Raw genomic sequence first — 17,781 nt, 5'->3', positions numbered from 1 at the left:
GGCCCGGAGGACGGCAGCGCAACAGTCCCATGTACGGGACTGTCCGGTGTGCCACCGGCGATCCGATCGGGTCCTGTCGATGGGACGGGCGACCCCGTCCGCGGGCGGTTCGACCGCCCCCGTCCGACCGGCCCGCGCGCCGGGTCAGCCGAACGGGTGGCGTGCCTCCGACCTGGGCATCCACCCTGGAACACCGTGCCGACGGAAAGTCAATCGCACACGACGGACAACCGGTCCGGCGTCGGTGCGACGGAGCGGGAAATACTTCCGCCTTGTGTAACGGACTTGCCACGCGCGGGTGACGTTGGCCCTATCATCACACGGGTCGGGTCACCCCATTTGCCGTGAGTCGACACCCCTCAGCCCGAGGAGGCCCCCGTGCCTGTGAGCGCATTGGACCAGCACCTCCAGGGGAATTGCCGCCCGTCGGCAACCCCCGCGACCGTCCTACCCGACCGGTCACCCGGTCGGGTCGCCCCGACGAGACCCAGACCGGCCCGCCCGGCAACCGACGGGACGGGGGCAACACGGTGACCGCATTCGGTTACGCGGAACGCCCGGTCGGCCTGACCGGTCAACCGGCCCGCTCCCATGTCAACGAGCGACCAGCGGCTCGCGCCCCAATGGACGAGCAGCACGGCGGCGTCGTGCGGGGTGACGGCGCGGCGCAGCGGATCCGCAGCCGGCCACACCATAACGAACCACCGCCGCGGCCCGCGGTGCCCGGTGGAAACGCGAAACCGGCAGGCGGTCGGGTCGCCGTGCCGCCCCGACCCAGCATGCCCGTGCAGGGTCGTCGGGTAAGCGACACACCTGCGGTCACCACCGACCCGGCGGCGGGTGAGACAGCTGTGATCCCGGCGGTGCCGGCCACCACCGCCACCACCCCGACCGGTTTCCCGAGCCGCCCGGACCCGTCGGACCCGGCGACCGAGGTCTGGACGCTGATCGAGCGGGCCCAGGCCGGCGAGTCGGCGGCGTTCGGTCTGATCTACGACCGGTACGTGGACACCGTCTTCCGGTTCGTCTACTTCCGGGTGGGCAACCGGCAACTCGCCGAGGATCTCACCTCGGACACGTTCCTGCGTGCGCTCAAGCGGATCGGCAGCTTCACCTGGCAGGGCCGCGACCTGGGCGCCTGGTTGGTGACGATCGCCCGCAACCTCGTCGCAGACCACTTCAAGTCGGGTCGCTACCGGCTGGAGGTCACCACCGGCGACGTGCTCGACGCCGACCGGGAGGACCGGGGCCCGGAGGGCAGCCCGGAGGCGGCGGTGGTGGAGCACATCACAAACGTCGCGCTCCTCACCGCCGTGAAGCAGCTCAACCCGGAGCAGCAGGAGTGCATCGTGCTCCGCTTCCTCCAGGGCTTCTCGGTCGCCGAGACGGCCCGCGCGATGGGCAAGAACGAGGGAGCCATCAAGGCCCTCCAGTACCGCGCCGTCCGCGCCCTGGCCCGACTGCTGCCCGACGGCTTCCAGCCGTAGTTTGTTACGGCGGGACCGACGGGCGTCGATCAACGTCCGCGCAGCTCAGAGTCGGTCCCGCCCGGTGATGACCATCACTTTCTGTAATTTCGGCTCCGCCAGGCCCGTAACCCGTGCCCGGTCCGCCGCGTTTCTCCGGGTGCGACCGGTGGATGTCCCGGCAGGCCCGGGCACCGAGGTCCGACCGGCATGCCGGCGGCACCTCACCTCCGTGGTGTCACACTGCCGACCGGTCGCTGGCAACGACGGCGGCCGACCGGCCGTGACCAGCGAGAGGAGGTGCCTGCGGTGGACAACACCCTCTTCTCCCGCCGGCGCGCGGAGCGCTTCGCGCAGCTTCTCGACGAGGCCAACGGCGCTCGACGACACCACGTGCGATCGCGTGTGGACGGCCAACTGGCGCCGCTCGTCGCGGTGGGTCAGCGGCTCAGCGTCGACCCCCCGGCTGTCGAGGTGGACCAGGACTTCCGGACCGGCCTGCGAGCGATGCTGCTCGCCACCGCCGAGCGGGAAGGACTGGGCTCCACACCAGCGGCGGTCAGCGAACCCGCCGCCACGACCACCCGCGGCCGGCTACTGCCGGCGGCCACCGCCCGGCGGGCCAGAGCCCGGGGCGCGATCCTGGTCGGCATCGCCGCCGGAGCCATCGCCGTCTCCGGGATCTCCGCCGCGAGCGAGAACGCGGTGCCCGGTGACGCGCTGTACGGCATGAAGCGCTCGACCGAACGGGCCCAGCTCGCCCTGGCCAGCTCGGACATCAGCCGAGGCCAGCTCTTCCTGGACTTCGCCCGGACCAGACTCGGCGAAGCCGCCAAGCTGCGCGGTGACCGGATCGGCTACAGCGCAGTCCTCGACGACATGGACGCCGACACCCGGCAGGGAGTTCGCCTGTTGACCTCGGCGGCGGTGCAACGAGCCGAGCCGGGCAGCCTGGACACCCTCAACGCCTTCGTGGCGAGTCAGCGCCGGGCCGTACGCGGTCTGCTCGACGGGAGCACCCGCGTCGACCGGGAACGGACCCAGCGGTCGCTGCTGCTGCTGGACGACATCCGGGAACGCTCGGACGGCCTGCGCGCGGCGATCGCCTGCGGCCTGCCGGCACCGACCGCCAGCGACGCGCTCGGCCCGGCCCCGAGCACCTGCCCCGGGGCTCGCTGACCAGCGCCCCTATACCGCACGTCCGACCGGCCGCGCCACAGTTCGCTGTGTGCCCGGCCGGTCGACCGTCTGCGGCGGATACCCTCGCGAGGGAGCATCAGTCGTACCGGTGAGGAAGGGAATCGCGTGGCGCGTAGCCGTAAGGTGACGGTCAGCACCGACGCCGAGGGGCACACCGCGGGCTGGGCGGAAACCGACCTGGCCCCGGTCAGCGCACCCGACCCGACCGCCGCGGCGTTCTTCGACGTGGACAACACGATGATGCAGGGCGCGTCGATCTACTGGTTCGCCCGTGGGCTCGCCTCCCGAAACTACGTGACCACCGGCGACCTGGCCCGATTCGCCTGGCAGCAGCTCCGCTTCCGGCTGCTGGCCCGGGAGCACGCCGGGGACATGTCCCTCGCCAAGGAGGCGGCGCTGGCCTTCGTCGAGGGTTGGCGGGTCAACGAGGTCGAACACCTCGCCGAGGAGATCTTCGACGAGATGATGGCCCCCCGGATCTGGGCCGGCACCCACCAGCTCGCTCAGCGTCACCTGGACGCCGGTCAGCGGGTCTGGCTGGTCAGCGCCGCCCCCGTCGAGATCGGTCGGGTGATCGCTGCCCGGCTCGGTCTGACCGGTGCCATCGGCACCGTGGCCGAGGTGGTGGACGGGGCGTACACCGGGCGGTTGGTGGGTGACCTGATGCACGGGCCGGCCAAGGCCGAAGCGGTCACCCAGCTGGCCGCGGTGGAAGGGCTGGACCTGGCCCGCTGCGCGGCCTACAGCGACTCGGCGAACGACCTGCCGCTGCTCTGCGCGGTGGGGCGGGCGGTGGCGGTCAACCCGGACGGCGCCCTGCTGCGGCAGGCCCGCCAGCACGGCTGGGAGGTGCGGGACTTCCGCACCGGCCGCCGAGCGGTCAAGATCGCCGTACCGTCGACCGCCGCAGCGGGGCTGGTCGCCGGTGCGGTCACCGCCGGCCTGGCCCTGCAGCGCCGCCGCCGCACCGGCTGAGACGCCGTGCCGGCTGAGACGTCCTAGGGGCCGAACGGGTCGGGCCGTCGCTCCAGCAGCGTGTGCAGGGTCTGCTGGATGGTCTCCCGCACCTGGTCGGCGAGGTTGAAGACCACCAGCGGGTCGTCCGCCGAGTCGGTCAGGTGGGCGGTGGGGATCGGCGGGCAGAACTCGATCAGCCACTTGCTGGGCAGCGGCACCATGCCCAGCGGGCCGAGCAGCGGGAACGTCGGCGTGACCGGGAAGTAGGGCAGCTTGAGCAGCCGCGCCAGGGGCTTGATGTCGGCGAGCATCGGGTAGATCTCCTCGCCGCCGACGATGGCGACGGGCACGATCGGGGTGCCGGTGCGCAGCGCAGCCGAGACGAACCCGCCCCGCCCGAAGCGTTGCAGCTTGTAGCGGTCGGCGTAGAGCTTGCCGATGCCCTTGAAGCCCTCCGGGAACACACCCACCAGATCGCCGCCGCCGAGCAGCCGCTCGGCGTCCGGGTTGCAGGCCACCGTGCCGCCGGTCTTACGGGCCAGCTCGGAAACCACAGGCATCCGGAAGACCAGGTCGGCGCCGAGCAGCCGCAGGTAACGGTGGGCCGGGTGTTTGTCGTGCAGCGCCGCCGAGAGGATCAGGGCGTCCAGTGCCACAGTCCCGGAGTGGTTGCCGACCACCAGGGCGGGCCCGTCCACTGGCACGTGCTCCACCCCACTGACCTCGGTGCGGAACCAGTCCCGGTAGAGCAGCCGCAGCAGCGGGTGGAAGACCGCGTCGGTCAACTCCGAGTCGAAGCCGAACTCGTCGACCTCGTAGTCACCGGAGAACCGCCGGCGCAGGAAAGCCAACCCGTTCGCGACCTTGCGGTCCCAGTGGTCCCCGGGCCGGTCCGAAACCGCCGGCTCGGTACCCCCGGACATCCCGGCGTCGACCTCGTCCACCGGCGTGGGGGGCGGAGTCGGCGTCGGGGTCGGTGTCGGGGTCGGGGTCGGCGCGACCTGCGCGGCCGGTCGATGTCCGTTGCGCCGCGCCGGCTCCGCGTCCGGCGTGGGCACCTGCTGGGGTACGTCGAAACGCCCGACCGACTGCGGGTCGCGCCCCTCCTCGGGCCGGCCACTCACAGCACCACCTCGGTTCGCGACTGCGGGGCTCGCAAGACCGGCTCACTCCTCGCGCTCACGATCGCCGCTCCCGTACCGCTGAACGGACCTGCCGGATGCCGTCCAGGACCAGTTGCTCGGCAGCGGCCAACTGATCCCGAGTGACCACCACCCCGCCGTGGTGGGCGCGGATGAAGTCCTCGAACGCCGCGGCGGTCGACCGGGGTGTGAAGCCGTACTCCTGCTCGAGCCGGCTGGTGTCGACCACCCGGCCGTGCACGAAGAGGTCGACCTGGTCCAGGCCGTAACGGCCGAAACCCATGGTGCGGGCCAGCGCGGCGGCCCCGGAGAGACCCGGCTCCAGCACCGGAACGGCCACCCGGCCGGCGCGCCGGATCGCCTGGGACAGCGACAGCACCCCGGGGCCGGCGACGTTGTACGTGCCGGGATGGTCCTCCACGATCGACCGGTGCAGCACCTCCAACGCGTCGTCGAAGTGCAGGAACTGAAGGCGCGGGTCGCGGCCGAAGACTGTCGGCACGAACGGCTGCGAGAAGTAGCGGGTCAGCGTGGTGTCGGCGGTCGAGCCGATGAACGGGGCGAAGCGCAGCACCGTGGCGGTGACGTCGGAACGGCGGCGGCGGAAGCCACGGACGTACCCCTCAAGGTCGAGGATGTCGCGGCCGAAACCGCCGCGCGGCACCTCGCGGGGCTCCGTCTCCTCGGTGAAGACCGCCGGATCCCGGAACGACACCCCGTACGCGGCGGTCGACGAACGGACCACGAGTTTGCGCAGTCGGGGGGCCCGCTGGCAGGCGGCGAGCATCTGCATGCTGCCGATGACGTTCTGGTCCTTCATGGCGGACCGGCCACCGTGCTGCGGGTCGGGTGAGGTGACAAGCGCGAGGTGCACCACCGCGTCGACGTCCAGGTCGGCGAGGAGTCCCCCGAGCGAACCGCTGTCGACGCGGATCCGTTCGACCCGGTCCAGGAGGTCGGTGAACTCGATGCCGGAGTCCGGTGCGTCCACCCCGATGACCCGTTCGATGCGCGGGTCGGCGGCCAGTCGGGCCGCCACGTGGGCACCCAGGTAACGGCCCACTCCGGTGACGACGACGACCCCCGGAGCACCTGGGGTGCCACCGGGGGTCATCTGACGCACCTACCCCGGCAGGATGGACCGAGCCGGGACGACCACGGCCTGATCACCTGAGCCTCCGGAGATCGACAGTTTGGCAAGTGACGCCGAGCGCCGGGCTTTGAGCCCGGCGGCGATCACTTGCCGAGACGGCGACGCTGGACGCGGGTCTTGCGCAGCAGCTTGCGGTGCTTCTTCTTAGCCATGCGCTTACGGCGCTTCTTGACCACCGAGCCCATACGACAGCCTTTCGATACAACGTGCGGGGCGGACCGGATGACACCACGCAGGTGGCGACGGCGACCGCTTGCGGACAACGGACCGGACCAGTCTGGGCGGCGGGGCGCACCGGTGGGGTCTCGGTCGGGCTCCAGGGTAGCCGGAGGGCGTCAGCCGGACCAACGCGCCCCCGTCGTGGCCGCCTTCGGTCCGCGACTGCGGGGCTCGCAAGCTCACTCCTCACCCGCACCGATGCCGGTCAGCCGGTGATCGGCGGGCGGGGCGGTGGCTCAGGCGGTCTCCTGAAAAGCACCCCGGAGATATTCGTGCACCGCGTGCTCGGGCACCCGGAATGACCGGCCGACCCGGACGGCGGTGAGCTCACCGCTGTGCACCAGGCGATAGACAGTCATCTTTGACACCCGCATGACCGTCGCCACTTCCGCGACGGTCAGGAACTTGACCTCCGACAGCCGTCCGTCGGACTGTGACCCGGCCATGGCTCACCGACCCATCCCATGCCCGGCGCGTGCCAATCCGACGGATGCTCCGGGCCGGGCCGGCGACGCGCGTGTTACCAGTACGGTAGCGGGACGGTTGTGACCGGCGCGATCCCTTCCTGCAACTGATCATGTTTCGGTGGTCGGTTCACCCGATCCGTGCTCCCGGTATCCGCCCGTCCGCGTCCGCCGTCCGGTTGTTCCGGCGCTGCTCATTCGGTGCGCAACGCGACCACCGGGTCGAGACGGCCGGCGCGCTGCGCGGGAACCACACCGAAGACGATGCCCACCACCGCCGACACGCCGAAGGCGAGCGCCAACGACCACCAGGTGATCGCGGCCGGAATGGGCGACAGCGCGTCGACCAGCAGGGCGGTTCCCACGCCCAGCGCCATTCCGGTGAGCCCGCCGATCGTGGTGAGCAGCACCGCCTCCAGCAGGAACTGCACACCGATGTCGCGGGGACGCGCGCCGACGGCCTTGCGCAGCCCGATCTCCCGGGTCCGCTCCCGGACGCTGACCAGCATGATGTTGGAGACGCCGACGCCACCGACGAGCAGCGAGATGCCGGCGATGGCGGCCAGCACGCCGGTGAGGACACCGAGGATGTCGCCGAGCACGCCGAGGATCTGCTGCTGGGTGACCGCGCTGAACTCGGTGTCCGGGTGACGGCGGTTCAGCTCGGCGACGATCCGTTCGCCCAACTCGTCGATCCGCTCCCGGTCCGGCGCCTTCACCGCGATGCCGTCGACCCGCTGGGTGCCCCAGAGTCGCTGCGCGGCGGTCACTGGCACGTGCACCTCGTCGTCCCGGTCGACACCGAGGCTCTGCCCGAGGGGCGCGAACACACCGATCACCCGGAACCGCACCCCGGCCAGCGCCACCTGCTGGCCGAGCGGGTCCCGGTCGGGAAAGAGCGCACGGGCGACCGAGTCGCCGAGCACCGCAACCCGTCGGCTGGTGTCCACGTCGGTGCGTGTGAGATAACGTCCCCGCGCCAGCGACCGGGTGAACACCGCCGGGGTCGTCTCCAGGACGCCCTGCACGGTGGTGAAGTCGGAGCGGGCGCCGGCCCGTGCGGTCGCCCCGGAGGCGACGGTGACCGCCACCCGGTCGGGGTCGCCGACCACCCGGGTGACGGCGTCCACGTCCTTGAGGGTCAGCGGCGAGACGACAGGCGCGTTGCCCACCTCGATCCGGCCGGGGACGACCAGCAGCAGGTTCGAGCCGAGGCCCTCGACCTGTTGCTCGACCTTCTGCTTGGTGCCGGTGCCGATGGCCACCAGCAGGACCACCGACGCCACCCCGATGATCACCCCGAGCATGGTCAGCGCGCTGCGCAACCGGTTGGCTCGGAGGGCGTCCAGCGCCACCCGCCACGCCTCCGCGACCCTCATGCCGTACCTCCGGGCCGCTCGACCTCGCGCGGAAGGCGCCCGGTGGCTCCGGCGGCGCCACCGGAGCCACCGGACGGGTGCCCCGGGCCGCTTCCGGACGCGGACCGGGGCTCCGCGCTGGGAGCGGGGACCAGTGTCGCAGGTCGACCGTGATCAACGGACAGCGGTCGATCATGGGCGGAGTGCGGGTCGGCGCCGTCCGCGCTCGCCCGGTGTGCGTTCGCGGTACTGTCCGCCACGACCACCCCGTCGCGCATGGTGATCCGACGGTGGGCGCGGGCCGCCACCTCCTGGTCGTGGGTGACCATCACCAGCGCGACCCCGGACTCCGCGTTCAACTGCTCCAACAGCTCCAGCACGGCGGCGCCGGTGACGCTGTCCAGGTTTCCGGTGGGTTCGTCGGCCAGCAGCACCGTCGGCTCGGTGACCAGCGCGCGGGCGATCGCCACCCGCTGCTGCTCACCGCCGGACATCTGGTTGGGCCGGTGGTCGAGCCGGTGCCCGAGGCCGACCCGGCCGAGCATCGCCGCCGCCCGCTCCCGCCGCTGCCGGGCCGACACCCCCCGGTAGACCAGGGGCAACGCCACGTTCTCCACCGCCGAGGTACGCGGCAGCAGGTGGAACGCCTGGAAGACGAAACCGATCGTCTCGTTGCGCAGGGTCGCCATCTCCGGCGGGGCGAGGGCGTTGACGTCCCGCCCGCCGATCACCAGGCGGCCACCGGTGGGTCGGTCCAGCCCACCGAGAAGGTGCATGAGTGTCGACTTCCCCGAGCCGGACGGACCGACCAGGGCCACGTAATCCCCCGGCTGCACGGTCAGCGACACCCCACGCAGCGCCTCCACCGACACCCCGTCGAGCTGGTACGTCCGGGACACGTCCACCGCCTCGATGGCCGGAACGCGCTCCCCCGCCGGCCGGTCGCCGCGCGGATCCGCCACGGCGGGTTCGGTCACCGGACTTCCTGGCCGTCGCGGACCTGGTCGGCGCCGCGCACCACGATCTCGTCGCCGGGCTGCACGCCGTTGAGGATCTGCACCAGGTCGGACCCCTGGACGCCCACTGTCACCGACGCCCGGTCCGCCTTACCGTCACGGACCACCCAGACCGCGTCCCGGCCGTCGGCGGAGAACACCGCCGAGGCGGGGACTGTCACCGCGTCGACGGCCTCGCGTACCCGCAGGTGCACGATCGCGTTCATGCCGGGGCGGGGCGTCGGGGCCGGCTCGTCCTCGGCCAGCTTCCCGGCGCCCAGCGCGAGGCGTACCCGATAGGTGACCCCGCCCTGCGCGGAGCTGGTGGGCAGCACGTCGACCGACCGGACGACGGCGTCGTAGCTGGCGCCGGTGACGGCGTCCAACTCGACAGTGGCCGGCACGCCGGCCTTGACCAACAGCACGTCGGTCTCGTCCACCTCGGCGAGCAGACCCAACTGCCCGGTGTCCACCACGGTCAGCACCGGCGTGCCGGCGGTGACCTGAGCGCCGACCGCGACCGCGTCGTCCACGCCGGCCGGCGGACCGCCCTGGCTGGGGGCCAGCACGGACGGGTCGAGGCCGGCCCCACCGGCCTGCTCCAACAGCCCGGCCAGGCCGCCGTTCGCGCCACCAGCGGCCCGGGTGCCGCCGGGCTGCACCACCCCGGCGATCGGAGCGCGCAGGGTCAGCGCGTCGGCAGTCGCCTTCGCCAGGTCGTACGCCTGCTGGGCCTGGAGCCGTTGCGCCGCGGAGAGCGCGCCGACGGCTGAGCTCAACCCGTTGATCCCCCGCTGCACCGCGCGGACCGCCTGGTCGGCGCTGCGCGCGGCGGCCGAGTACTGGCGTTGCGCGGACGTCACCTGGGTCAGCAGCGCGTCCCGCAGTTGCGGGTCGGCGATCTTCTCGGCGGCCTTGCGGGCCGCGTCGAACGCCTCGTCGGCGGCCTTGTCGGTGCCGCGTCGGCTGCTGGTCAGGCTGCCCGCTCCGACGCCTCGGCCGGCGCGCTTCGCGGCGGTCAGCGCCTCCTTCGCCTGCCGGAGGCGCTGTTGCGCGTTCGGTGAGTCGACCACGGCCAGCACCTGACCGCGCTTGACCCGCTGTCCGGGTTGGACGCGCAGGCTGGCCAGGGTGCCGTCGGCGGGAGCGGTGAGGGTGGCGGCGGCGCGGGCGGCCACCGTGGCCGGGGCGTCGATCACCTCGGTGACCGGGTTGCGGGCGGCCGACGCCAGGGCGAGATCGGGATCTTCGTCGCCGCACGAGGCGGCGGTGGTGGCGGTGAGGACGACGACGGCGGTCAGGGCGACGAGCAGGCGGGGCCGCGTGGTGCTGGCGGGCCGTGGTGACTGAGGACGGCGCACCCATCGATGGTACGCACCGCCGCACCGCCCCCTAGCTGCGTCAGGCGGCGGTGGCGCGGATGTACGCCACGCACTCGTCGTGCAGCGTCGACCACTGCTCACCGAACGCCTTCTCGGAGGCCGCGTCGATGGTCCTACCGTCGTGCACCACGGTCTTGAAGAAGGTGAGCAGCCGCAGCGGCCCGTACCTGTCGACGAGGTGCCGAACGGCCAGGTAGCCGATGCCGTAGCTGGCGGCGACCCGTTCGGCGGAGGCATCGTCGGCGGGGTTGACGCCCTCCAACTTGCCGTCCCAGCCGCCCCGGATCATCTTGCGCACGTCGGCGATCCCCTCGTACCGGTCGACCGCCTGGCCGCCGGCACCGGCGAACTCGGCCAGGCCCTCCACCAACCACCAGGTGAGCTTGCCCGGGTAGCCGCGCTCCGGCAACGACGCCGCGTGGGTCAGCTCGTGCCGGAGCAGGTCGTCGGTGCCACTGTTCGAGAGCCCTTCGGCGTTGAGCACCACCTCGTGGTGCCCGCCGCCCACGGTCACCGCGTAACCGCCGGTCCATTCCGGGCGCTCGCCGCCGTACCAGCGCTGCCACTCGGTGCGCCCGGCGTAGAAGATCCGGTATCGGTCCGGCGGTGAGCCGGTAACCGCGTACCCGTCGGCGACCGTCGCCGCGGCCTCGGCCTGTGCGAGTAGGCCGGGCAGTTTGCCGCGCAGTGCCGGGGTGGTGGCGACGATGGTCCGCGCGCCGATGGCGACCGCCAGGTCGCTGATCTCCCACGGCCGGGTGCCGGTCTCCACCGACTTGGATTCCTCCATGGCGACCATCCGGGGCTGGTCACCGTTCTCCCGCCACCGGGTGCCGATCAGCACCGGGCTGGGCCGGCAGTTCGGCGTGACGAAGCAGTACTGGAAGCGCACCAGCAGCCGCCACTCGCCGGGCTTGCCGATGATCGGCACGGGCAGGCCACTCGGCTCGGCTCGCCAGCCGGTCACCTTGAGCTCGCGTAGTGCGGCGAAACGCCGGCGCAGGTCGTTGTGGGCTGCGGGATCGGCGACGGCGAGGAACCCGGGGCGGTCGCCGCCGAGGAGTGCCGCGGACTGCCGGTGAAGCTGGGCGGTGATCCGGTCGGACAATCCGCGGGCCACGGCGGTGGCCGGATCGTCGGCCGTCGAGGTGCCGACCCGGCTGACGGTGGGGCGAGCGCCTGTCTCCCGGATCACTCCAACGACGAGCGCCGCCGGCAGGCCGCAGCCCAGCAGCAGGACGACCACCACGAGCACCGTCCACAGCGGCCAGAGCCGCCGCGGTGCTGGCTGCTGCACCTCGTCAGTCACCCGCCGAAGGGTACGACCACTACCTGGATGCGGCGAGGCCGCCCCGGGCCGATCGGGGCCGGCGGTGACCCGAGGGGCTGCCGCCGGCCCGTCGGCCGAACCGGGAAGAACTACTTCTTGGAGATCAGGGCACGGCCGAAGAAGACCATGTTGGCCGGGCGCTCGGCGAGCCGGCGCATCAGGTAGCCGTACCACTCGTCGCCGTACGGGACGTAGGTGCGCACGGTGTAGCCCTCACCGGCCAGCCGGGCCTGCTCCTCGGGGCGGATGCCGTAGAGCATCTGGAACTCGAAGCGCTCCGGCCCCCGGTCGAACCACCGGGCCCGGTCCTCACCGATCGCGATCATCCGAGGGTCGTGGGTGGCCAGCATCGGGTACCCGTCGCCGGACATCAGGATGTTCATGCAGCGGACGTACGACTTGTCTACCTCACGGGCCGACTGGTACGCCACCGACTCCGGCTCCTTGTAGGCGCCCTTGCACAGCCGCACCCGCGACCCGGCTGAGGAGAGCTCCCGACAGTCCGACTCGGTCCGGCGCAGGTACGCCTGGAGCACCGCGCCGGTCGACGGGAAGTCCTTGCGCAGCCGGCTCAGCACCTCCAGCGTCGAGTCCGTGGTGGTGTGGTCCTCCATGTCCAGGGTGACAGTGGTGCCCGCCGCGTCGGCCGCCGCGCAGATCGCCCGCGCGTTGTCGTACGCCAACTGCTCGTCGAACATCTGGCCGAGGGCGGAGAGCTTCACGCTCACCTCGGCGGCCGGGGTGAGCCCCGCGGCGGCGAGCATCTTCAGCAGTTTCAGGTATTCGTCCCGGGTGGCGGTGGCCTGCTCGGGGCGGACAGTGTCCTCACCGAGGTGGTCGAGGGTGACCGCGAGGCCGTCGTCGACGAGTTCGCGGGTCGCGCGCAACGCGTCGTCGGTGGCGGCGCCGGCGACGAACCGGCGGACGACGTCCCGGGTGTACGGGGCGGTCGCTACGAGCCGCTCGACCTGGGATGACCGGGAGGCGGCGAGGATGACGGAACGGAGCATGAGCCGAGCGTAACGCCCCTGCCAGTGCCCCCGCCGAGGGGCGGCGGGGGCACCTCCAACCGGGGGGCGGGGCGGCGGCGGTGGCGTCGATCGGCTACAACGATGCCGTGGACCAACGCCCCCGCCGCCGGCTCCGGTCGGCCTCCGTGCAACTCGGCGCGCTCACCGCCCTCGCGCTCGCCCTCTCCGGCTGCAACATGACCTCGGACGACGACGATGACGACGACTGCGCCCTCGGGCCGGTCGGCGGCGGCGAGACCGTCGCCCTGGCGATGCGGGTCACCGACCCGGCCGCCGGTCGCACCGCCCCGGAGCCGACCACCGCGGCACTGCCCGAGCGCGGCGGGTTCGGCACCCACCTCGCCGCCTGCGGCGGCTGACATGCGCCGCGAGACGGTCACGCCGCGCCCGGACTGGGACGCCACCATCCGGTCGCAGGGGCTGGTCTACGTCGACACCGAGCTGCCCGACGGCGGGATCATGTCGTACTGGGACGAGACCGCCGCGTACGTCTTCGACCTGGACGAGGTGCTGCGGCTGGAGGAGGCCACCGAGGAACTGCACCGGATGTCGGTGGCCGCCGCCGAGCACGTGGTGGCACAGCGCCGGTACGCCGAGTTCGGCATCCCGGAGTGGGCGGCCGAGGCGGTGGCCCGGTCGCTGCGCGAGGCGCCACCGACCCTGTACGGGCGCTTCGACCTCGCGTACGACGGCACCTGGCCCCCGAAGATGTTGGAGTACAACGCGGACACCCCCACCGCGCTGGTCGAGGCGAGCATCATCCAGTGGTACTGGCTGGAGCAGACCCGGCCGGAGCTGGACCAGTGGAACAGCCTGCACGAGCGGCTGGTCGGCGCCTGGGCCAAGATCGGCGCCGGGCTGCACGACCCCCGGGTGCACGTGCTCTGGTCGAACGAGGAGGAGTCCGGCGAGGACCACATGACCGCCGGCTACCTCGCCGAGACCGCCCGACAGGCCGGCCTGAGCGTCGAACTCCAGCCCATCCAGGAGATCGGCTGGGACGGCCGGCGCTTCGTTGACGCCGACGACCGCCCGGTGACCACCTGCTTCAAGCTCTACCCGTGGGAGTGGATGCTGGCCGAGCCGTACGGGCCGGCGGCCCTGGCGCCGGGCACCCCGACCACCTGGATCGAGCCGGCCTGGAAGCTGCTGCTCTCCAACAAGGCGCTGCTCGCGGTCCTCTGGGAGCTGTACCCCGGCCACGAGTACCTGCTCCCGGCGTACCTCGACTCTCCGCGGGGGATGCCGGAGTACGTCGCCAAGCCACTGCTCGGCCGCGAGGGCGGCTCGGTACGCATCGTCACCGCCGAGGAAGAAATCACCAACCCGGGGATCTACGGTGACGAGGGCTGGTGCTACCAGGAGTTCCGGGCGTTGCCGCAGTTCGCCGGCAACCGGATGGTGCTGGGCAGCTGGGTCGTCGACGGCGAGTCGGCAGGCGTCGGCGTACGGGAGAGCGCGAGTCTGATCACCGACGGCTACGCCCGGTTCCTTCCGCACTACATCGACGCGCCGCGCACCCCCTGAGTCGTCTACCGTTGGGGCGTGAACTTCGACGCGTACGCCCGGACCGGCGTTGACCTGGTCAACGCCCGCCTGGACGACCTCGACGACCTGCGGGCCCTCTTCCCCGACGAGAACGCCTGGATGCGCGACGAGGTCGCGGACCGGGACGTCGCGATTTTCCGCCGGGCGCAGAAACGGCTGCGCGACGTCTTCGAGTACGGCACCTCGGGGCGGGACGGCCAGGCGGTCACCGAGCTGAACGCGCTGCTTGAGGCGTTTCCGGTGCAGCCGCGCATCTCCGGGCACGACTCCAGCGACTGGCACATGCACGTGACCAGTCGGGGCGCCTCGGTCAGTGCCGAATACCTGGCCGGCGCGGTCTGGGGGCTGTCGGTCTGGCTCTGCGAGTACGGCAGCGCCCGGTTCGGGGTCTGCGCCGACGAGCGGTGCGGCAACGTCTACCTGGACACGTCGTCCAACTGTTGCCGGCGGTTCTGCTCGGAGCGCTGCGCCACCCGCTCGCACGTCGCGGCCCACCGGGCCCGTAAGCGGGCGGCGGTCGGCGAGCAGGCGCCGGTCGCCCCGCAGCCGACCTCCGCCGTCGACTCCCTCTCACCGGTCAGCTGACACCGCCACCGCCCCGTCGTGGGCGGACGGGTCAGGCGTCGACAGGTGACGACGCGGTCAGGTGCTGGCGGGCGAACTCCAGCGCGGTGCGCAGGTCCGCCTCGCGCACCGCGCGGCTCTTCGCGCCCCGGGTGGCGACCTCCACCGCCACCGCCCCGGTGAAACCCCGGCCGGCCAACGAGGAGAGCAGCTCCCCGCAGGGCTGGGTGCCACGCCCGGGCACCAGGTGCTCGTCGCGGCCCTCGCCGGTGCCGTCACCGAGGTGCACGTGCGCCAGCCCGGCGCCCATCCGGTCGGCCATCTCCAGGGGGTCACTGTGCGAGGCCGCGCAGTGCGACAGATCCAGGGTGTACGACGGGTAGCCGGCGTCGGTCGGATCCCAGCCGGGCACGTACGGGACGAACTGCCGACCCGCCATCCGCACCGGGTACATGTTCTCCACGGCGAAGCGCAGCCCGGTGAACCGGTCCGCGACGGTGGCCAGACCCTCGGCGAAGTTGCGCGCGTAGTCCCGCTGCCAGGTGAACGGCGGGTGCACCACGACTGTCGGCGCGCCCAGCGTCTCGGCCAGCTCGGCGGCCTTGCGCAGGCGCTCCCACGGGTCCGGACTCCACACCCGCTGGGTGACCAGCAGGCAGGGCGCGTGCACCGAGAGCACCGGGACGCCGTAGTGCGTGGAGAGGCCGCGGAGCGCGCCCGCGTCCTGGCTGACCACGTCGGTCCAGACCATCACCTCGACGCCGTCGTAGCCGAGCGCCGCGGCCAGTTGGAACGCCGCCGCGGTCGGCTCGGGAAAGACCGACGAGCTGGACAGGAGCACGGGAACGCGGGAAGTCACATCAGCCAGCGTAGCCCGGCAGCGCCCGGGGCATCGTGACGAGCGCCGGCAAAACGACCGAAAACGGCAGCCGGGTCAGATCGGTTCGAGTTGATCGAGCCGGCGGAGGATGACGCCCTCCCGCAGCGCCCACGGGCAGATGTCCAGCGAGTCCAGATCCAGGCGGCGCATCACCGCCTCGGCGACCACCGCACCGGCCAGCAACTGGTGGGCCCGGCCCGTGCTGACCCCCTCCAGCTCCATCAACTGCGCCGGCGGGATGTGCCGGATGAAGCCGATGACCTGCCGCAGGCCGGCCCGGGTCAGACTGCGTCGCACCCACAGCCCGGAACCGGACGGGGCCGCGCCGGCCAGTCGGGCCAGGGTGCGGAACGTCTTCGAGGTGGCCACCGCCCGACCCCAGCCCACCTCCGTCATCTGGTCGACGACCTTGTCCAGCCGGCCGTCCACGTACTCCCGGAGCTTGTCGACAGCCTCCGCCGACGGCGGGGCCGTGCTGCCCGGATCGACCCGCAGCCGCTCACGGGTCAGCCGACCGGCCCCGAGCGGCAGGGAGACCGCGACGTCCGGGTCCTCGTCGATGCCGGCGGCGATCTCCAACGAGCCACCGCCGATGTCCAGCACCAGCAGCCGACCAGCCGACCAGCCGAACCACCGCCGTACGGCCAGGAACGTCATCCGCGCCTCGTCCGCCCCGGAGAGCACCGCCAGGCGTACGCCGGTCTCGTCCCGCACCCGGGCCAGCACGTCGGCCGCGTTTGTGGCGTCCCGCACCGCGGACGTGGCGAACGCGATCAGGTCGTCGGCCTCCAGCCCGGCGGCGGCCGCCTTGGCCATGCTCACGGCCTTGACCAGGCCGTCCGCACCCGCCTCGGTCAGCGCGCCGTCGGGGCCGATCTGCTCGGCCAGCCGGAGCACCACCTTCTCGGAGTGCGCCGGCCACGGGTGCGCGCCGTGGTGCGCGTCCACCACGAGGAGGTGCACCGTGTTGGATCCGACATCGAGTACACCCAGTCGCATGGTGAGAACCCTAGGGCAACACGTTTGCGCGGCTCACCGGCCTGCGGACGTCACCGCGCGTAGGCTGGGCCGAGTGACGATGGAGCTCCGTGTGCTGGTGGACGACCCCGGTGACCCGCGCAGCCGCGAGGTGCCGCTGGACTTCCCTCGGGAATGGATCGAGTTCACCGACCCGGCCGACGATACGCACCTGATCCGGGCCGACCTGACCTGGTTGCTCTCCCGCTGGACCTGCATCTTCGGCAAGGGCTGCCACGGCATCATCGCCGGCCGGGCCGCCGACGGTTGCTGCTCACACGGGGCGTTCTTCACCGACTCGGACGACGAGAAGCGGGTTCGCAACGCGGTCCGGCGGCTCACCCCGTCGACCTGGCAGCACTTCCGGCGCGGGTTCAAGAACTGGACCGACGAGGACACGATCGACGGCAAGAGCCCGGCCCGCCGCACCGCCACCCAGGGTGCCGACGGCCCGTGCGTGTTCCTCAACGACGCCGACTTCGCCGGCGGGGGCGGTTGCGCCCTGCACGCGCAGGCGCTGCGCGACGGGGTGCACCCGTTGGAATACAAGCCGGACGTCTGTTGGCAGCTGCCGATCCGCCGAGATCAGGACTGGGTGAAGCGGCCGGACAACAGCAAGGTGCTGGTCTCCACCCTGTCCGAGTTCGACCGTCGGGGCTGGGGAGCCGGCGGGCACGACCTGGACTGGTGGTGCACCTCCTCGACTGACGCGCACGTCGGCACCGAGCCGATGTACCTGTCGTACTCCCCGGAGCTGACCGCCCTCATCGGCGCTGCCGCCTACGAGCGGCTGGCCGAGCTGTGCGCGACCAGGACGAAGCAGGGCATGATCGCCCCGCACCCGGCCGACGAGATCTAACGGTTTCGGCCTTCGGCGGCCTCCCGCACGAGATCATCCGCGCCGCGCCGCACTGCTCGCCCGCCTACGGAGCGACGCCACAGCGGCCGCGGACAAGGAGCCGGGCGTCGGGTGGAACGCCTTTGGAGCTGACTCGTTTACGGCATCGGCTCGACGACGCCTGGCTCGACGACACCTGGCTCGACGACACCTGGCTCTACGACACCTGCTCGACGA

Annotated in this window: 18 protein-coding genes; 7 read left to right on the top strand and 11 right to left on the bottom strand. The window is 72.2% G+C overall.

Annotation, left to right across the window (positions count from 1 at the left end; genetic code table 11):
- Positions 1 to 530 precede the first annotated feature (530 nt).
- The 3 genes from IW248_RS28140 (at position 531) to IW248_RS28130 (ending at position 3,641) form a co-directional block, all read left to right on the top strand.
- Complete coding sequence (locus IW248_RS28140; protein ID WP_196929358.1) at positions 531 to 1,487, top strand: ECF subfamily RNA polymerase sigma factor, BldN family; 957 nt, start codon at positions 531 to 533, stop codon at positions 1,485 to 1,487.
- A 279-nt stretch (positions 1,488 to 1,766) separates the two neighbouring features.
- Positions 1,767 to 2,645 (top strand): DUF5667 domain-containing protein, encoded by an 879-nt coding sequence (locus IW248_RS28135; RefSeq protein ID WP_372432740.1) that lies wholly within the window; start codon positions 1,767 to 1,769, stop codon positions 2,643 to 2,645.
- 126 nt (positions 2,646 to 2,771) lie between these two features.
- The gene (locus IW248_RS28130; RefSeq protein WP_196929356.1) at positions 2,772 to 3,641 is read left to right on the top strand and encodes an HAD family hydrolase; all 870 of its coding nucleotides are present in this window, start codon (positions 2,772 to 2,774) and stop codon (positions 3,639 to 3,641) included.
- 23 nt (positions 3,642 to 3,664) lie between these two features.
- Here IW248_RS28130 and IW248_RS28125 read toward each other — a convergent pair whose 3' ends face one another.
- The 9 genes from IW248_RS28125 to IW248_RS28085 all read right to left on the bottom strand — a co-directional run bounded on the left by IW248_RS28125 (position 3,665) and on the right by IW248_RS28085 (position 12,676).
- Positions 3,665 to 4,546 (bottom strand): lysophospholipid acyltransferase family protein, encoded by an 882-nt coding sequence (locus tag IW248_RS28125; RefSeq protein ID WP_124819110.1) that lies wholly within the window; start codon positions 4,544 to 4,546, stop codon positions 3,665 to 3,667.
- Between the two features lie 256 nt (positions 4,547 to 4,802).
- On the bottom strand, positions 4,803 to 5,879 hold the full coding sequence (locus IW248_RS28120) for an NAD-dependent epimerase/dehydratase family protein (protein WP_196929355.1): 1,077 nt from the start codon (positions 5,877 to 5,879) through the stop codon (positions 4,803 to 4,805).
- Between the two features lie 122 nt (positions 5,880 to 6,001).
- Positions 6,002 to 6,103 (bottom strand): 30S ribosomal protein bS22, encoded by a 102-nt coding sequence (locus tag IW248_RS28115; protein ID WP_007465623.1) that lies wholly within the window; start codon positions 6,101 to 6,103, stop codon positions 6,002 to 6,004.
- Between the two features lie 270 nt (positions 6,104 to 6,373).
- Positions 6,374 to 6,583 (bottom strand): helix-turn-helix domain-containing protein, encoded by a 210-nt coding sequence (locus tag IW248_RS28110; protein ID WP_007465625.1) that lies wholly within the window; start codon positions 6,581 to 6,583, stop codon positions 6,374 to 6,376.
- Positions 6,584 to 6,795: 212 nt separating this feature from the next.
- Complete coding sequence (locus IW248_RS28105; protein ID WP_196929354.1) at positions 6,796 to 7,980, bottom strand: ABC transporter permease; 1,185 nt, start codon at positions 7,978 to 7,980, stop codon at positions 6,796 to 6,798.
- Positions 7,977 to 8,936 (bottom strand): ABC transporter ATP-binding protein, encoded by a 960-nt coding sequence (locus IW248_RS28100; RefSeq protein ID WP_307788273.1) that lies wholly within the window; start codon positions 8,934 to 8,936, stop codon positions 7,977 to 7,979. Before IW248_RS28100 ends, IW248_RS28105 begins: the two co-directional genes overlap by 4 nt.
- Positions 8,933 to 10,315 (bottom strand): efflux RND transporter periplasmic adaptor subunit, encoded by a 1,383-nt coding sequence (locus IW248_RS28095; protein WP_196929353.1) that lies wholly within the window; start codon positions 10,313 to 10,315, stop codon positions 8,933 to 8,935. The genes IW248_RS28100 and IW248_RS28095 overlap by 4 nt, the downstream gene beginning before the upstream one ends.
- 40 nt (positions 10,316 to 10,355) lie before the next feature.
- Positions 10,356 to 11,645: a hypothetical protein gene (locus IW248_RS28090; RefSeq protein WP_196929352.1), complete on the bottom strand. Its 1,290-nt coding sequence runs from the start codon at positions 11,643 to 11,645 to the stop codon at positions 10,356 to 10,358.
- A gap of 110 nt (positions 11,646 to 11,755) precedes the next feature.
- Complete coding sequence (locus tag IW248_RS28085) at positions 11,756 to 12,676, bottom strand: proline dehydrogenase family protein (RefSeq protein WP_196929351.1); 921 nt, start codon at positions 12,674 to 12,676, stop codon at positions 11,756 to 11,758.
- A gap of 107 nt (positions 12,677 to 12,783) precedes the next feature.
- Here IW248_RS28085 and IW248_RS28080 point away from each other — a divergent pair, with 107 nt between their 5' ends.
- Genes IW248_RS28080 through IW248_RS28070 form a run of 3 tightly spaced genes read left to right on the top strand, consistent with a single transcriptional unit; the run spans position 12,784 to position 14,830 of the window.
- Positions 12,784 to 13,056, top strand: a complete 273-nt coding sequence (locus IW248_RS28080; RefSeq protein ID WP_307788271.1) for a hypothetical protein — start codon at positions 12,784 to 12,786, stop codon at positions 13,054 to 13,056.
- Between the two features lies 1 nt (position 13,057).
- Positions 13,058 to 14,224 (top strand): glutathionylspermidine synthase family protein, encoded by a 1,167-nt coding sequence (locus IW248_RS28075; protein ID WP_196929350.1) that lies wholly within the window; start codon positions 13,058 to 13,060, stop codon positions 14,222 to 14,224.
- Between the two features lie 18 nt (positions 14,225 to 14,242).
- Complete coding sequence (locus IW248_RS28070) at positions 14,243 to 14,830, top strand: CGNR zinc finger domain-containing protein (protein ID WP_196929349.1); 588 nt, start codon at positions 14,243 to 14,245, stop codon at positions 14,828 to 14,830.
- A 31-nt stretch (positions 14,831 to 14,861) separates the two neighbouring features.
- On the opposite strand, the gene IW248_RS28065 is transcribed toward IW248_RS28070, so the two are convergent.
- Positions 14,862 to 15,668: a sugar phosphate isomerase/epimerase family protein gene (locus IW248_RS28065; protein WP_124817989.1), complete on the bottom strand. Its 807-nt coding sequence runs from the start codon at positions 15,666 to 15,668 to the stop codon at positions 14,862 to 14,864.
- A gap of 75 nt (positions 15,669 to 15,743) precedes the next feature.
- Positions 15,744 to 16,688 carry a Ppx/GppA phosphatase family protein gene (locus tag IW248_RS28060; protein ID WP_124817988.1) on the bottom strand — a complete coding sequence of 315 codons (945 nt, stop codon included), beginning with the start codon at positions 16,686 to 16,688 and terminating at the stop codon, positions 15,744 to 15,746.
- A 79-nt stretch (positions 16,689 to 16,767) separates the two neighbouring features.
- On the opposite strand from IW248_RS28060, the gene IW248_RS28055 reads away from it, so the two are divergent.
- Positions 16,768 to 17,565 (top strand): DUF3109 family protein, encoded by a 798-nt coding sequence (locus IW248_RS28055; protein WP_124817992.1) that lies wholly within the window; start codon positions 16,768 to 16,770, stop codon positions 17,563 to 17,565.
- Positions 17,566 to 17,781 lie beyond the last annotated feature (216 nt).

The organism is Micromonospora ureilytica, from assembly GCF_015751765.1.
GTDB classification, from domain to species: Bacteria; Actinomycetota; Actinomycetes; order Mycobacteriales; family Micromonosporaceae; genus Micromonospora; species Micromonospora ureilytica.
This window is presented reverse-complemented; position numbering and strand designations above follow the sequence as displayed.

Excerpts from the sequence above, each read along its gene's own strand:
- IW248_RS28060 (WP_124817988.1), bottom strand. The coding sequence starts at position 16,688 with ATGCGACTGGGTGTACTCGATGTCGGATCCAACACGGTGCACCTCCTC.
- IW248_RS28105 (WP_196929354.1), bottom strand. The coding sequence starts at position 7,980 with ATGAGGGTCGCGGAGGCGTGGCGGGTGGCGCTGGACGCCCTCCGAGCC.
- IW248_RS28115 (WP_007465623.1), bottom strand. The coding sequence starts at position 6,103 with ATGGGCTCGGTGGTCAAGAAGCGCCGTAAGCGCATGGCTAAGAAGAAG.
- IW248_RS28125 (WP_124819110.1), bottom strand. The coding sequence starts at position 4,546 with ATGTCCGGGGGTACCGAGCCGGCGGTTTCGGACCGGCCCGGGGACCAC.
- IW248_RS28075 (WP_196929350.1), top strand. The coding sequence starts at position 13,058 with ATGCGCCGCGAGACGGTCACGCCGCGCCCGGACTGGGACGCCACCATC.
- IW248_RS28085 (WP_196929351.1), bottom strand. The coding sequence starts at position 12,676 with ATGCTCCGTTCCGTCATCCTCGCCGCCTCCCGGTCATCCCAGGTCGAG.
- IW248_RS28110 (WP_007465625.1), bottom strand. The coding sequence starts at position 6,583 with ATGGCCGGGTCACAGTCCGACGGACGGCTGTCGGAGGTCAAGTTCCTG.
- IW248_RS28055 (WP_124817992.1), top strand. The coding sequence starts at position 16,768 with ATGGAGCTCCGTGTGCTGGTGGACGACCCCGGTGACCCGCGCAGCCGC.
- IW248_RS28120 (WP_196929355.1), bottom strand. The coding sequence starts at position 5,879 with ATGACCCCCGGTGGCACCCCAGGTGCTCCGGGGGTCGTCGTCGTCACC.